At 62.0% G+C, this 12,588-nt stretch carries 12 protein-coding genes; 7 read left to right on the top strand and 5 right to left on the bottom strand.

What is annotated here, in order from left to right:
• Positions 1–16 precede the first annotated feature (16 nt).
• Positions 17–604: a TIGR00730 family Rossman fold protein gene (locus NY023_RS24695; protein ID WP_023660590.1), complete on the bottom strand. Its 588-nt coding sequence runs from the start codon at positions 602–604 to the stop codon at positions 17–19.
• A gap of 349 nt (positions 605–953) precedes the next feature.
• Here NY023_RS24695 and azu point away from each other — a divergent pair, with 349 nt between their 5' ends.
• Positions 954–1,403: an azurin gene (gene azu / locus NY023_RS24690; RefSeq protein WP_015271990.1), complete on the top strand. Its 450-nt coding sequence runs from the start codon at positions 954–956 to the stop codon at positions 1,401–1,403.
• A 141-nt stretch (positions 1,404–1,544) separates the two neighbouring features.
• Here azu and nadE read toward each other — a convergent pair whose 3' ends face one another.
• Positions 1,545–2,372, bottom strand: a complete 828-nt coding sequence (nadE, locus tag NY023_RS24685) for an ammonia-dependent NAD(+) synthetase (protein ID WP_013974414.1) — start codon at positions 2,370–2,372, stop codon at positions 1,545–1,547.
• A 3-nt stretch (positions 2,373–2,375) separates the two neighbouring features.
• On the bottom strand, positions 2,376–3,581 hold the full coding sequence (pncB, locus tag NY023_RS24680) for a nicotinate phosphoribosyltransferase (RefSeq protein WP_013974413.1): 1,206 nt from the start codon (positions 3,579–3,581) through the stop codon (positions 2,376–2,378).
• Positions 3,582–4,049: 468 nt separating this feature from the next.
• Between pncB and NY023_RS24675 the strand changes: the two genes are divergently transcribed.
• The 6 genes from NY023_RS24675 to NY023_RS24650 all read left to right on the top strand — a co-directional run bounded on the left by NY023_RS24675 (position 4,050) and on the right by NY023_RS24650 (position 10,509).
• Positions 4,050–5,186: a branched-chain amino acid ABC transporter substrate-binding protein gene (locus NY023_RS24675; protein WP_013974412.1), complete on the top strand. Its 1,137-nt coding sequence runs from the start codon at positions 4,050–4,052 to the stop codon at positions 5,184–5,186.
• A gap of 156 nt (positions 5,187–5,342) precedes the next feature.
• Complete coding sequence (locus NY023_RS24670; RefSeq protein ID WP_013974411.1) at positions 5,343–6,257, top strand: ABC transporter permease subunit; 915 nt, start codon at positions 5,343–5,345, stop codon at positions 6,255–6,257.
• 2 nt (positions 6,258–6,259) lie between these two features.
• A complete protein-coding gene (gene livM / locus NY023_RS24665; protein WP_024087808.1) occupies positions 6,260–7,561 on the top strand; it encodes a high-affinity branched-chain amino acid ABC transporter permease LivM in 1,302 nt (433 codons plus the stop codon).
• A complete protein-coding gene (locus NY023_RS24660) occupies positions 7,558–8,433 on the top strand; it encodes an ATP-binding cassette domain-containing protein (RefSeq protein ID WP_010955466.1) in 876 nt (291 codons plus the stop codon). Before livM ends, NY023_RS24660 begins: the two co-directional genes overlap by 4 nt.
• Positions 8,430–9,146, top strand: coding sequence for an ABC transporter ATP-binding protein (locus NY023_RS24655; RefSeq protein WP_013974409.1), 717 nt, complete (start codon positions 8,430–8,432; stop codon positions 9,144–9,146). Before NY023_RS24660 ends, NY023_RS24655 begins: the two co-directional genes overlap by 4 nt.
• A 595-nt stretch (positions 9,147–9,741) precedes the next feature.
• Positions 9,742–10,509 (top strand): SDR family oxidoreductase, encoded by a 768-nt coding sequence (locus NY023_RS24650; protein WP_013974408.1) that lies wholly within the window; start codon positions 9,742–9,744, stop codon positions 10,507–10,509.
• A gap of 98 nt (positions 10,510–10,607) precedes the next feature.
• On the opposite strand, the gene NY023_RS24645 is transcribed toward NY023_RS24650, so the two are convergent.
• Both NY023_RS24645 and NY023_RS24640 read right to left on the bottom strand, forming a co-directional pair.
• Positions 10,608–11,705 (bottom strand): AGE family epimerase/isomerase, encoded by a 1,098-nt coding sequence (locus NY023_RS24645; RefSeq protein WP_013974407.1) that lies wholly within the window; start codon positions 11,703–11,705, stop codon positions 10,608–10,610.
• A gap of 175 nt (positions 11,706–11,880) precedes the next feature.
• The gene (locus NY023_RS24640; RefSeq protein ID WP_023662510.1) at positions 11,881–12,513 is read right to left on the bottom strand and encodes a TetR family transcriptional regulator; all 633 of its coding nucleotides are present in this window, start codon (positions 12,511–12,513) and stop codon (positions 11,881–11,883) included.
• Positions 12,514–12,588: the final 75 nt, after the last annotated feature.

Raw genomic sequence — 12,588 nt, 5'->3', positions numbered from 1 at the left:
CCCCGAAATCTGGAAATCAGTCAGGCTTCTTGTCGACCCACTTCGGCGCCACAGGCGCAACAAAGCTGTCCATCCCGTCCAGCAGCTCATCGGGCTGCTGCCCCAGCAGCAACATCGCCCGATGCTGCGGCCGCACGAAGCCTTCTTCGACGATATGGTCGAGGAACCCGCCCAGCTTCTCGTAGAAACCGTTCACATCCAGCAGCCCCAGCGGCTTGGCGTGATAGCCCAATTGCCCCCAGGTCCATACCTCGAACAACTCCTCCAGCGTACCCAGCCCACCGGGCAGGGCGATAAAGGCGTCGCTCAGTTCGGCCATGCGTGCCTTGCGCGCGTGCATGCCGTCGACCACTTCCAGGCGGCTGAGGCCCTTGTGGCCGATTTCGGCATTCATCAGGCTCTCGGGGATGATTCCGATCACTTCGCCACCGGCCGCCATGGCCGCGTCAGCGACGGTGCCCATCAGGCCAACTGCGCCGCCGCCATAGACCAGGGTCAGGCCGCGACGGGCTATCGCCTGGCCCAGCGCGATGGCCGCTTCACGGTAAGCGGGGTTGGCACCAATGCTGGCGCCGCAGAACACACAAACGGAACGTACGGGCATTGCTCATCTCCGGTCACTCAGGCTGACAGGGTAAGGCCCATGTCCTACAGTTCCAAGGCTGGTTTCACTCCGGTCGGGAGAATTCGCAGATGGCGCCGGTCGCTCCATGGGCGTAGGCCGCCAGCAGGCTGTTCATCAGGCTACCAAGGGTCATTTCGTATTGCTCCTAAATGAGAGGTTGTCCCATCGTCCAATAAAAGGGCATGATGTGCCCTTGAATTGGTTGTATACAATCCATTGAACAATTCTACTGGCTGGCCTCTTGACAGCCCCTTGACCCATATCAGCAAGGGGCTGAACGGTTTCAGGCAGTCTCGCAATTGATAAAACCCTGCCAAGGAGATTCATGATGTTTGCGAAAGCTGTAGCGGTATCCCTGCTGACCCTCGCCAGCGCTTCTGTCTTCGCAGCCGAGTGCTCGGTGACTGTCGACTCCACCGACCAGATGTCCTACAACACCAAGGAAATCACCGTCGACAAGAGCTGCAAGGAATTCACCGTCAAACTGACCCACTCCGGCAACCTGCCGAAGAACGTCATGGGCCACAACCTGGTGATCAGCAAGACTGCCGACATGCAGGGCATTGCCACCGAAGGCATGAGCCAGGGTCTGGAAAAGGACTACATCAAGGCTGACAACGCCGCGATCATCGCCCACACCAAGATGATTGGTGCTCCTGAGAAGGAGACCGAGGTGAAGTTCGATGCTACCAAGCTGGAAGCCGGTGGCGACTACAGCTTCTTCTGCACCTTCCCGGGCCACATCTCGATGATGAAGGGCAAGGTCGTCGTCAAGTAATCAAAAGCTGACGGTGAACCCTGTGGGAGCGGGTTCATCGGGACGCCGAACCGCCGCGAATGCAATGGTGAGCCCACCGACATATTCGCGGCGGTTCGGCGCCCCGATGAACCCGCTCCCACAGGTCTTTCTACAGCCTGATCAAGGGGCGAACGGCAGTTCGCGCTTGTGCTGGGTCTTGCGGTAGGTAGCGACGATGATATCGAACGCTTCCTGGTCAACCGGCTGCCCATGCAGGAAGGCATCGATCTGCTGGTAGGTCACGCCATGGGAGGCTTCGTCCGGCTTGCCCGGTGCCAGGTCTTCCAGGTCCGCAGTCGGCACCTTCTCCACCAGTGACTCCGGCGCACCGAAGCTGCGCGCAATCGCCCGCACCTGGTTCTTCACCAGCCCGCTCAGCGGCGCCAGATCGCAGGCACCATCACCGAACTTGGTAAAGAAGCCCATCACCGCCTCGGCGGCGTGGTCGGTACCGATCACCAGGCCCGCGCGGGCACCGGCGATGGTGTACTGGGCGACCATGCGGGTACGCGCCTTGACGTTGCCGACCACGAAGTCCACCAGCGTCGGCGAGCCGTTCTTCAACTCCACCACTTCAGCCGCAAGCGCCCGTACTGCCGGGGCGATATCTACGGTGTGCACTTCGTCGGCCTTGATCACTTCCAGGCACGCCTGGGCGTCATGCTCGTCATGCTGGACCTGGTAAGGCAGGCGCACGGCGATGAAGGTGTAGGCCTTGTCGCCGGTTTCGGCGCGCAGCTCGTTGATGGCGCGTTGGGCGAGCAGGGCGGCGGTCAGCGAGTCGACGCCGCCGCTGATGCCCAGCACCAGGGTCTTGAGCCGGGCGTTGGCCAGGCAATCCTTGATGAACGCCACGCGCCGGGCCACTTCGGCCTCGAGCGCGGCGGCGTCGGCGAACGGCGGCTGTACCTTCAGCGCCTGGGCAATCTCTTGCTGAACCGCTTGCATGGGTTACTCCTTGCTGGGGACTTTGAATACATGGCGCATATAGGCGACGAAGTTCTCGTCGCGGCATTGGGTCTTGGCGGCTTCGTCCGAAATCTTCGCTACCGGCGCGCCGTTGCAGTCGGTCATTTTAAGCACGATGCTCATCGGGGCCACACCCGGGATGTCGCAAGTCAGGTTGGTGCCGATGCCAAAGCTGACGTTGATGCGACCGCGCAGGGCTCGGAAGATTTCCAGCGAGCGGGTCAGGTTGAGACCGTCGGAAAACACCAGGGTCTTGGTCATCGGGTCGATACCCAGTTTCTGGTAATGGGCAATGGCTTTTTCCGCCCATGCCACCGGTTCGCCCGAGTCGTGGCGCAGGCCGTCGAACAGCTTGGCGAAGTACAGGTCGAAATCGCCGAGGAAGGCATCCATGGTGATGCAGTCGGTCAGGGCGATACCGAGCAGGCCGCGGTACTCGCGCACCCAGCAGTCCAGCGCGGCGATCTGGCTGTCGATCAGTCGCGGGCCGAGTTGCTGGTGGGCCATGATCCATTCATGAGCCATGGTACCCAGCGGCTTGATATCCAGTTTCCATGCCAGGTCGACGTTGCTGGTACCGACGAAGCGGCCCGGGAAATCGTCGCGCAGCACGCGCACCACTTCTTCCTGCACACGGCTGGAAAAACGCCGGCGGGTGCCGAAGTCGGCCACTTGCAGTTCGGCCAGTTCCTCTTCGTTGGCATGCGCGCGCAGCCAGTCGAACTTGCGGTATAGCTGGTCGCGGGCCTCGGCCAGGCGCATGCGCGGGTGCAGATGGCGGTTGCGCACTTCGCTGATGATCGCCAGCAGCGGCACTTCGAACAGGATCACATGCAGCCACGGGCCTTTCAGGCGCAGGAACAGCTGGTCGTTTTCTATCCCCAGGCGTACGTAGCGCAGGTTGAAGCGGAACAGGCGCAGAAAGCGCAGGAAATCTGGCTTGAGAAAGCTGATGCGTTCGAGAAAGGCCAGCTGGCCGTCATCCAGGGTGAGGTCGCTGAGCAGTTCGAGCTGGTTGCGGATCTCGCCGAGGTAGGGGCGCAGGTCCTCGCCGTTGCGGCAGCGGAATTCCCATTCGACGTCGGCGTCCGGGTAGTTGTGCAGCACGCCCTGCATCATGGTGAGTTTGTAGAAGTCGGTGTCGAGCAGGTTGTGCACGATGCGCTCGGCGAATGCGCTCTCGCTCATCAATGGGGCTCCGGAAGCGGCGAATGGCGGACATTGTGCCAGCCTTTTCGGCCTTGTTGTGTCTGGGCTGGCCTCTTCGCGGGTGAACCCGCTCCCACAGGGCCGCGTATCTGCCAAAACAGAGGTGTTTTTTCGCGCACCAGCTAGCCTTGAAACGGTGCCGCCTGTAGCAGTCGCGCACCAGCTGTGTGCAGTTCGGTGACGTCCGCTGTTACAGGGCGGTTGCACGTAAACACTTGCCAGGGTTGCAATGATGGCACTCGACGGTTGCTCCTTGTCTGTACGTGTGGTGGCGCCTGCCGCGTGGCAGACGGTTGCACGCTCAATAAAGAAAAGGCCGTCGGTCGCCTGCAGGCAACCTGCGCAGTGTGTTTTGCCGGAAGACAAAACCTATGGCACGGCCCTTGCTCTGAGCACAGGGCTGAGAAGTTGTAGTGCCAACCAAAAAAACTCTAGGAGCACCACCTCATGTCGCAGACGTTTTACAAGAAAGGTTTCCTGGCTCTGGCCGTAGCTACGGCACTGGGTGTTTCTTCGTATGTTCAGGCCGACGTCAAGATCGGTGTAGCGGGCCCGATGACTGGGGCTAACGCAGCGTTTGGCGAGCAGTACATGAAAGGTGCGCAGGCAGCGGCCGACAAGATCAACGCCGCCGGTGGCGTGAATGGCGAGAAAATCGTACTGGTCAAGGGCGATGACGCCTGCGAGCCGAAACAGGCCGTGGCCGTGGCCAACCGCCTGGTCGACCAGGACAAGGTGATCGGCGTGGTCGGCCACTTCTGTTCCTCCAACACCATCCCGGCCTCCGAGGTGTATGACGAGGCTGGCGTCATCGCCATCACCCCGGGCTCCACCAACCCACAGGTCACCGAGCGCGGCCTGGGCGCCATGTTCCGCATGTGCGGTCGTGACGACCAGCAGGGCATCGTCGCCGGCGACTACATCGTCGACGTACTCAAGGGCAAGAAAGTCGCGGTGCTGCACGACAAGGACACCTACGGCCAAGGCCTGGCCGACGCGACCAAGGCACAGCTGGAAAAACGCGGCGTCAAGCCGGTGCTGTACGAAGGCCTGACCCGCGGCGAGAAGGACTTCAGTGCCGTGGTCACCAAGATCCGTTCCACCGGTGCCGACGTTGTCTACTTCGGCGGCCTGCACCCGGAAGCCGGCCCGCTGGTACGCCAGCTGCGCGAGCAGGGCCTGAAGGACGTCAAGTTCATGTCCGATGACGGCATCGTCACCGACGAACTGGTGTCCACCGCTGGCGGCGCGCAATACGTCGATGGCGTGTACATGACCTTCGGCGCCGACCCGCGCCTGCTGCCGGACAGCAAGGCGGTGGTGGAGGAGTTCCGCAAGGCCGGTACCGAACCTGAAGGCTACACCCTGTACGCCTACGCCTCGCTGCAGGCCCTGGCTGCCGCGTTCAACGGCGCCAAGTCGAACAAGGGCGAAGACGCTGCCAAGTGGCTCAAGGCCAACCCGGTGAAGACCGTCATGGGCGAGAAAAAGTGGGACTCGAAGGGTGACCTGACCGTGTCCGACTACGTGGTCTACCAGTGGGATGCCCAAGGCAAGTACCACCAGCTGGAAAAACAAAAATAACAACGGCCCACGGCCCGGGCGCGTCAGCCCCCGGGCCAAAGCCCCGCGGTACCTGTCTTTATCCGTAGATCTGCACAGTACTGCGCTGCGAGGGCCGCCTGTTCCAGGCCCGCCGTGGTCGGCGCTCGTGCAATCTCAATCAGGTGAGATTGCGTTATGGATGGTATTTTCCTGCAGCAACTGGTCAACGGCCTGACCCTCGGGTCGGTCTATGGCCTGATCGCCATCGGCTACACAATGGTCTATGGCATCATCGGCATGATCAACTTCGCGCACGGCGAGGTGTACATGATTTCCGCGTACCTCGCGGCGATCAGCCTGGCATTGCTGGCTTATTTCGGTATCGAGTCGTTCCCCCTGTTGATGCTGGGCACCCTGTTGTTCACCATCGTCGTCACCGGCGTGTACGGCTTCACCATCGAACGCATCGCCTACAAACCCCTGCGCAACTCCACCCGCCTGGCACCACTGATCAGTGCCATCGGCATCTCGCTGATCCTGCAGAACTACGCGCAGATCAGCCAGGGCGCCCGCCAGCAAGGCGTGCCAACCCTGCTGGAAGGCGCCTGGCGTGTCGAAGTGGGCACCGGCTTCGTGCAACTTACCTACACCAAGATCTTCATCCTGGTGGCAGCCTTCGTTGGCATGGGCCTGCTCACCTATGTGATCAAGTACACCAAGCTCGGCCGCATGTGCCGTGCCACCCAGCAAGACCGCAAGATGGCCTCGATCCTGGGCATCAACACCGACCGGGTGATTTCCTACGTGTTCGTCATCGGTGCGGTTATGGCTGCCCTGGCCGGCGTGCTGATCACCATGAACTACGGCACCTTCGACTTCTACGCCGGCTTCATCATCGGCATCAAGGCGTTTACCGCCGCGGTGCTCGGCGGTATCGGCTCGCTGCCTGGCGCCATGCTCGGCGGGATCATCCTGGGCATTTCCGAGTCGCTGTTCTCTGGCCTGATCAACTCCGACTACAAGGACGTGTTCAGCTTCTCGCTGCTGGTGATGATCCTTATCTTCCGCCCACAAGGCCTGCTGGGTCGCCCGCTCGTGGCTAAGGTGTGAACATGTCCATTGCCAAAACTGCCTCTGTTCCTGAAAGCAAAAGTTTCGATATCAAACGCAGCCTGCTGGAGACCATCGTCGCCGGCCTGCTGGCACTCATCGTGTTCGGCCCTGTCGTTGGCGTGGTGCTCGACGGCTACACCTTCAACGCCGAGCCGCGGCGTGTGGCCTGGCTGGTTGGCGGGGTGATGCTGGGCCGCTTCCTGCTCAGCCTGTACCTGCAGACAGCCGCCGGCTCGCGCATGCTCCAGGGCTTCGAAAGCGGTGGCTCGGGCGTGCATGTGCGCGCGCCGAACTACGTATCGCGGCTGCGCTATATCATCCCGGCGCTGGTGGTGATCGCCATCGTCTTCCCGATTTTCGCCAACAAGTACCTGCTGACCGTCGTCATCCTCGGCCTGATCTACGTGCTGCTGGGCCTGGGGCTGAACATCGTGGTCGGCCTGGCCGGCCTTCTCGACCTGGGCTACGTGGCGTTTTATGCCATCGGCGCGTACGGCCTGGCGCTGGGTTACCAGTACCTTGGCCTGGGCTTCTGGAGCGTGCTGCCACTGGCGGCCATAGCTGCGGCGCTGGCGGGGTGCATACTCGGTTTCCCGGTGTTGCGGATGCACGGCGACTACCTGGCGATCGTGACCCTGGGCTTCGGCGAGATTATCCGCCTGGTGCTGAACAACTGGTTGTCGTTCACCGGCGGCCCCAACGGCATGCCGGCACCGGCGCCGACCTTCTTCGGCCTGGAGTTCGGCCGTAGGGCCAAGGACGGTGGGGTACCGATCCACGAGTTCTTCGGCTTCGATTACAACGCCAACCTCAAGTTTGTGTTCATCTACGCGGTGCTGTTCATCGTCGTGCTTGCAGTGCTCTACATCAAGCATCGCCTGACCCGCATGCCGGTCGGCCGTGCCTGGGAAGCGCTACGCGAAGACGAGATCGCCTGCCGCTCGATGGGCCTGAACCACGTACTGGTCAAGCTCTCGGCGTTTACCCTGGGTGCCTCCACCGCCGGCTTGGCCGGGGTGTTCTTTGCCACCTATCAGGGCTTCGTCAACCCGTCGTCGTTCACCTTCTTCGAGTCGGCGCTGATCCTCGCCATCGTCGTGCTCGGTGGTATGGGCTCGACCGTAGGCGTGGTGATCGCCGCCTTCGTGCTGACCGTGGCACCCGAGCTGCTGCGCAGCTTCTCCGAATACCGCGTGCTGCTGTTCGGTGTGTTGATGGTGCTGATGATGATCTGGCGACCGCGTGGGCTGATCCGCATCAGCCGTACCGGTGTGACCCCGCGTAAAGGAGTGGCGCCATGAGCGACGATATCATTCTCTCGGTCGACAACCTGATGATGCAGTTTGGCGGCATCAAGGCGCTCAGCGATGTCAGCCTGAAGGTCCGGCGCAACCAGATCTTCGCTTTGATCGGCCCCAACGGTGCGGGCAAGACCACCGTGTTCAACTGCCTGACCGGGTTCTACAAGGCCAGTGGCGGGCGCATCGAGCTGAACGTGCGCGGTAGCCACACCAACGTCATCCAGCTGCTCGGCGAGCGCTTCCAGGCGGCAGACTTCGTCTCCCCGGCGCGCTTCGCCAACCGCATGTACTACAAGATGTTCGGCGGTACCCACCTGGTCAACCGCGCCGGCCTGGCACGCACCTTCCAGAACATTCGCCTGTTCAAGGAAATGTCGGTGGTGGAGAACCTGCTGGTGGCGCAGCACATGTGGGTCAACCGCAACCTGCTGGCCGGGGTACTCAACACCAAGGCCTACCGCAAGGCCGAGAGCGACGCGCTGGACCACGCGTTCTACTGGCTGGAAGTGGTCGACCTGGTCGATTGCGCCAACCGCCTGGCTGGCGAGTTGTCGTACGGCCAGCAGCGCCGCCTGGAAATCGCCCGGGCCATGTGCACGCGGCCGAAGATCATCTGCCTGGACGAACCGGCGGCTGGCCTGAACCCACAGGAAACCGAGGCCCTCAGCCGCATGATCCGCGTGCTGCGCGACGAGCACGACATTACCGTGGTGCTGATCGAACACGATATGGGCATGGTCATGAGCATTTCCGATCATATCGTGGTGCTCGACCACGGCAACGTGATTGCCGAAGGCGCGCCGCAGGATATCCGCCACAACCCGACGGTGATCGCCGCCTACCTGGGTGCAGATGAAGAGGAACTGGTATGAGTGCACCCATTCTGGAATTGAAGGACCTGGACGTGTTCTACGGCCCTATCCAGGCGCTGAAGAAAGTCTCGATGCACATCAATGAAGGTGAGACGGTCAGCCTGATCGGCGCCAACGGCGCTGGCAAGTCGACCCTGCTGATGTCGATCTTCGGCCAGCCACGGGCGGCTTCGGGGCATATCGTGTACCGCGGCACCGACATCACTCGCAAGTCGTCGCATTACATTGCCTCCAACGGCATCGCCCAGTCGCCGGAAGGGCGCCGGGTGTTCCCCGACATGACGGTCGAGGAGAACCTGATGATGGGTACCATCCCCATCGGTGACAAGCATGCCGAGGAAGACATGCAGCGCATGTACGAGCTGTTCCCGCGCTTGAAAGAGCGGCGTAACCAGAGGGCCATGACCATGTCTGGTGGCGAGCAGCAGATGCTGGCAATTGCCCGCGCGCTGATGAGCCGGCCAAAGTTGTTGCTGCTGGATGAGCCATCGCTGGGGCTGGCGCCGATCGTGGTCAAGCAGATCTTCTCGACCCTGCGTGAGCTGGCCAAGACCGGCATGACCATCTTCCTGGTTGAGCAGAACGCCAACCATGCGCTGAAACTGTCGGACCGTGCTTATGTGATGGTCAACGGGCAGATTCGCATGAGCGGGACGGGTCAGGAGCTGTTGGTCAACGAAGAAGTGCGCAACGCCTATCTCGGCGGGCATTGAGTTGCTTTCGGGGGCCGCAAAGCGGCCCCCGAAGCCAATGTGGACAACCTTTCGAACACCTCTCCCCAATTACTCCACAACCCCACCACAAACCCTTGTTTCCACAGGATCATTTTTTCCACGGTTAATGTGGAACCGCCTGTGGAAAACATGGTGGCATCTCGCTCAAGCCCTTTGATACCAAGCCCTGCATAGTCATGATCATTTTTTGATCAATTGCACCTTGTGGATTATTTTCCAAGGTTTTTCAAAGCCCTGCATTCATTCCAGGCGTTGCGAAAAGCCTGTGGATAACCCTGTGAAAAAGCCTTGGACAGACCGCTGCAGACGGCATGCTTGAAAGCCTTGCGCCATCACCGAAAAGATATCCACCGACCATAAGTCGCTGAAAGGGTTCCGTACCGTGGACAAGTTGCCCCCAATCCGTGGGGAAAGCCTTGTGGATAACGTGCGCATAGCTGGTGCCGAGCCGTCTGCTGTAAGGGTTTGCCACATATGATCAAAAAATGAACAGTATCCCGGGCGGGTTGCTGCAAGCACGCGGCGCGGGCATGCTGCAAGACTGCCGATGACAATCCACCGTGAGGAACAGAGCATGACGTCCACCGTATTCATCACTGGCGCGACTTCCGGTTTCGGTGAGGCCACTGCCCGCCGTTTTGCCGAAGCTGGTTGGAAGCTGGTGCTCACTGGCCGCCGCAAGGAGCGCCTGGACGCCCTGTGCGCCGAATTGTCGGCCAAGACCGAAGTACACGGCCTGGTGCTCGACGTGCGTGACCGCAAGGCCATGGAGCAGGCCATCGCCAACTTGCCGGCCGGCTTCGACAAGTTGCGCGGCCTGGTCAACAACGCAGGCCTGGCGCTAGGGGTGGACGCGGCGCAGAACTGCAGCCTGGACGACTGGGAAACCATGGTCGATACCAACATCAAGGGCCTGATGTACACCACTCGCCTGCTGCTGCCACGGCTGATCGCCCATGGCCGTGGGGCGTCGATCCTCAACGTAGGTTCCGTGGCGGGCAACTACCCGTACCCAGGCAGCAACGTGTATGGCGGCACCAAGGCCTTCGTCGGCCAGTTCTCGTTGAGCCTGCGCTGCGACCTGCGGGGCACGGGCGTGCGCGTCAGCAATATCGAGCCGGGCCTGTGCGAGAGCGAGTTCTCGCTGGTGCGCTTTGGCGGTGACCAGGCCAAATACGACGCCACCTACGCCGGTGCCGAGCCGATCCAGCCGCAGGACATCGCCGAGACCATCTTCTGGATCCTCAACCAGCCGGCGCATATCAATATCAACAGCCTCGAGCTGATGCCGGTGAGCCAGGACTGGGCAGGGTTCTCGATCGACCGGTCGGTCAAAGGCTGATCCGAGGGCCTCTTCGCGGGTAAACCCGCTCCCACAGGTACTGCACCGGTTTCAGAGCAGGCGCTATCCCTGTGGGAGCGGGTTCACCCGCGAATGCGTCAGCCCAGGCGCTGCAACCCTTCCAGGCAAGTCGCCAAGTGGTAGGGCGTAGTCGAAGGCATATCATGCCGGCTGACACTGCCTTGCCCATCCCGGCACTCATACCAGCCCGCCTCACGCAGGAACCGCGTTTCCAGAGCCTGCAACTGCCCGGCAAGCTTGCTCTCGCCCCCTGTCCGCAACACCAGCGCCCGCAGGTACTCCGCCTGCGCCCAGATCCGCTGGGTGGCGTCGAGCACCTGGCCATCCACATCCAGCATCGCCAGCACAGCGGCATCCTTCACCCCGTATTGCTCGGCGTAGCCGAAAGCCCGGTCGATGGACGCATGCAGCGGCGTATCTCGCAGCAGTGACGAGGTATGCAGGAGGTAGAACCACTCGAACTGGTGCCCCGGCTCGAACCAGTTATCCACAGTGCCGCGTGGCTTTTCCAGCATCAGGCCGTGGGCGGGGTCGATGAAGTGTTCCTGCAGCGCGTCGCACAGGTGCAGCAACGACTGCCGGGCATGCTTGTCGTCACGCACCGCCAGCACCTGCAGGAAGGCTTCGGCCAGGTGCATCTGCGGGTTTTGCAGCGGGCCGCTGCCAAGGTCTGCCCAGTCTTCAGCGAGGCTGGCTTCGTACAGGCCGTCGTCGCGGGCGAACTGCTGGTCGATGATGTCCAGCGCGGCGTTCAGCGTGGACTCCACCAGGTTTTCACGCACCTTGCCCCAGTAGTGCGCACAGGCGAAGACGATGAACGCGTGGGTGTAGAGGTCCTTGCGCCGGTCCAGCGGTTTGCCCTGGGCGTCGATGCTGTAGAACCAGCCGCCGTGTTCGGCGTCGTGGAAGTGCTTCTGCAGCGAGCGGAACAAGGCGGCCGCACGCTCGGCTGCGCCCGGTTGCCCGATGCGGCTGCTGAACAGGTAAAGCTGCCTTGCGCAGGCCATGGCCCGGTAGCGCTGCACCGGCAATGGCTGGTGCTGGGCGTCCAGTGCCTCGTAGGGCAGGGCCATGTCGGCGTTCCAGCCCGGGCCTTGCCACAACGGCACGATGCGTTCGGCGAAGTGCTGGTTGAAGCGGGCCAGTTCGGGCAGGGTGGGGCGGGGGTCGGACATTTCGGCGCTCGTCGCTGTCGGGCAGGGCGCCATGGTAGCAGAACTGGGTTGTGGGTAGCCTGTGCCGGCCTCTTCGCGGGTGAACCCGCTCCCACAGGTATTGCGCTTCCCTCAGGTCCGGTGCCGTACTTGTGGGAGCGGGTTCACCCGCGAAGAGGTCAGTACAGGCTACCGATCAGCTCGGGTTGCCAAGCCCCTGCCAATGCCGCGCCCCTACGAAGATGAAGCGCAACTGCTGGGTGATCTTTTCCTGCGGCGTCAACGCCTGTGGATAACCCGCTTCGGGGCTGTCGATAAGCTCGGGCAGGGTGGCGAACACGGTCTTCACCACCAGGTCGGCCATCACAGCCAGCGCGGCGCTGTCCAGGTGCTGCCAGCGCTTCATCCGCGCCAGGTCGGTGGCCAGGTCGTCGCTGATGTCCTGTCGCAGGCGGGCGATGGCCTGGCGTACGGCCTGTGAACCGCCGTACTGCTCACGGGCGAGGAACAGGAACTGCGCACGGTGGGCGGCGACCACGTCAAGGAAGATGCGCACCGAGGCGTCGGTGATGCCGCCCAATTCGAATTCGTTGTGGCGCACCAGGCGGATGGTCTGGCGGAAGGTGGTGTCGACCTCGGCAACCAGGGCCAGGCCCAAGGCGTCCATGTCGGAAAAATGCCGGTAAAAACCGGTGGGTACGATGCCGGCCGTCTTTGCCACTTCGCGCAGGCTGATACTGCCGAAACCACGGCCACTCTCCATGAGCTGGCAGGCAGCATCGAGCAGGGCCTGGCGGGTCTGTAGCTTCTGTTCGGCGCGCGGCAGCATGGTGCGGGCTTCTATGGCGGTAAGGCTGGGCACTCTAGTTAAAAAAACAAAGCCCGGTCAATGGACCGGGCCTGG

Origin of the sequence: Pseudomonas sp. NBB, assembly GCF_032701105.1 — a bacterium.
Lineage (GTDB): Bacteria > Pseudomonadota > Gammaproteobacteria > Pseudomonadales > Pseudomonadaceae > Aquipseudomonas > Aquipseudomonas asiatica.
Note: the sequence above shows the minus strand (reverse complement) of the source record. Positions and strands in the feature narration are given on the sequence as shown.

What these genes read in the sequence shown, in the direction of transcription:
- NY023_RS24695 (WP_023660590.1), bottom strand. Translation starts at nt 604, where the DNA reads ATGCCCGTACGTTCCGTTTGTGTGTTCTGCGGCGCCAGCATTGGTGCC.
- azu (WP_015271990.1), top strand. Translation starts at nt 954, where the DNA reads ATGTTTGCGAAAGCTGTAGCGGTATCCCTGCTGACCCTCGCCAGCGCT.
- nadE (WP_013974414.1), bottom strand. Translation starts at nt 2,372, where the DNA reads ATGCAAGCGGTTCAGCAAGAGATTGCCCAGGCGCTGAAGGTACAGCCG.
- pncB (WP_013974413.1), bottom strand. Translation starts at nt 3,581, where the DNA reads ATGAGCGAGAGCGCATTCGCCGAGCGCATCGTGCACAACCTGCTCGAC.
- NY023_RS24675 (WP_013974412.1), top strand. Translation starts at nt 4,050, where the DNA reads ATGTCGCAGACGTTTTACAAGAAAGGTTTCCTGGCTCTGGCCGTAGCT.
- NY023_RS24670 (WP_013974411.1), top strand. Translation starts at nt 5,343, where the DNA reads ATGGATGGTATTTTCCTGCAGCAACTGGTCAACGGCCTGACCCTCGGG.
- livM (WP_024087808.1), top strand. Translation starts at nt 6,260, where the DNA reads ATGTCCATTGCCAAAACTGCCTCTGTTCCTGAAAGCAAAAGTTTCGAT.
- NY023_RS24660 (WP_010955466.1), top strand. Translation starts at nt 7,558, where the DNA reads ATGAGCGACGATATCATTCTCTCGGTCGACAACCTGATGATGCAGTTT.
- NY023_RS24655 (WP_013974409.1), top strand. Translation starts at nt 8,430, where the DNA reads ATGAGTGCACCCATTCTGGAATTGAAGGACCTGGACGTGTTCTACGGC.
- NY023_RS24650 (WP_013974408.1), top strand. Translation starts at nt 9,742, where the DNA reads ATGACGTCCACCGTATTCATCACTGGCGCGACTTCCGGTTTCGGTGAG.
- NY023_RS24645 (WP_013974407.1), bottom strand. Translation starts at nt 11,705, where the DNA reads ATGTCCGACCCCCGCCCCACCCTGCCCGAACTGGCCCGCTTCAACCAG.
- NY023_RS24640 (WP_023662510.1), bottom strand. Translation starts at nt 12,513, where the DNA reads ATGCTGCCGCGCGCCGAACAGAAGCTACAGACCCGCCAGGCCCTGCTC.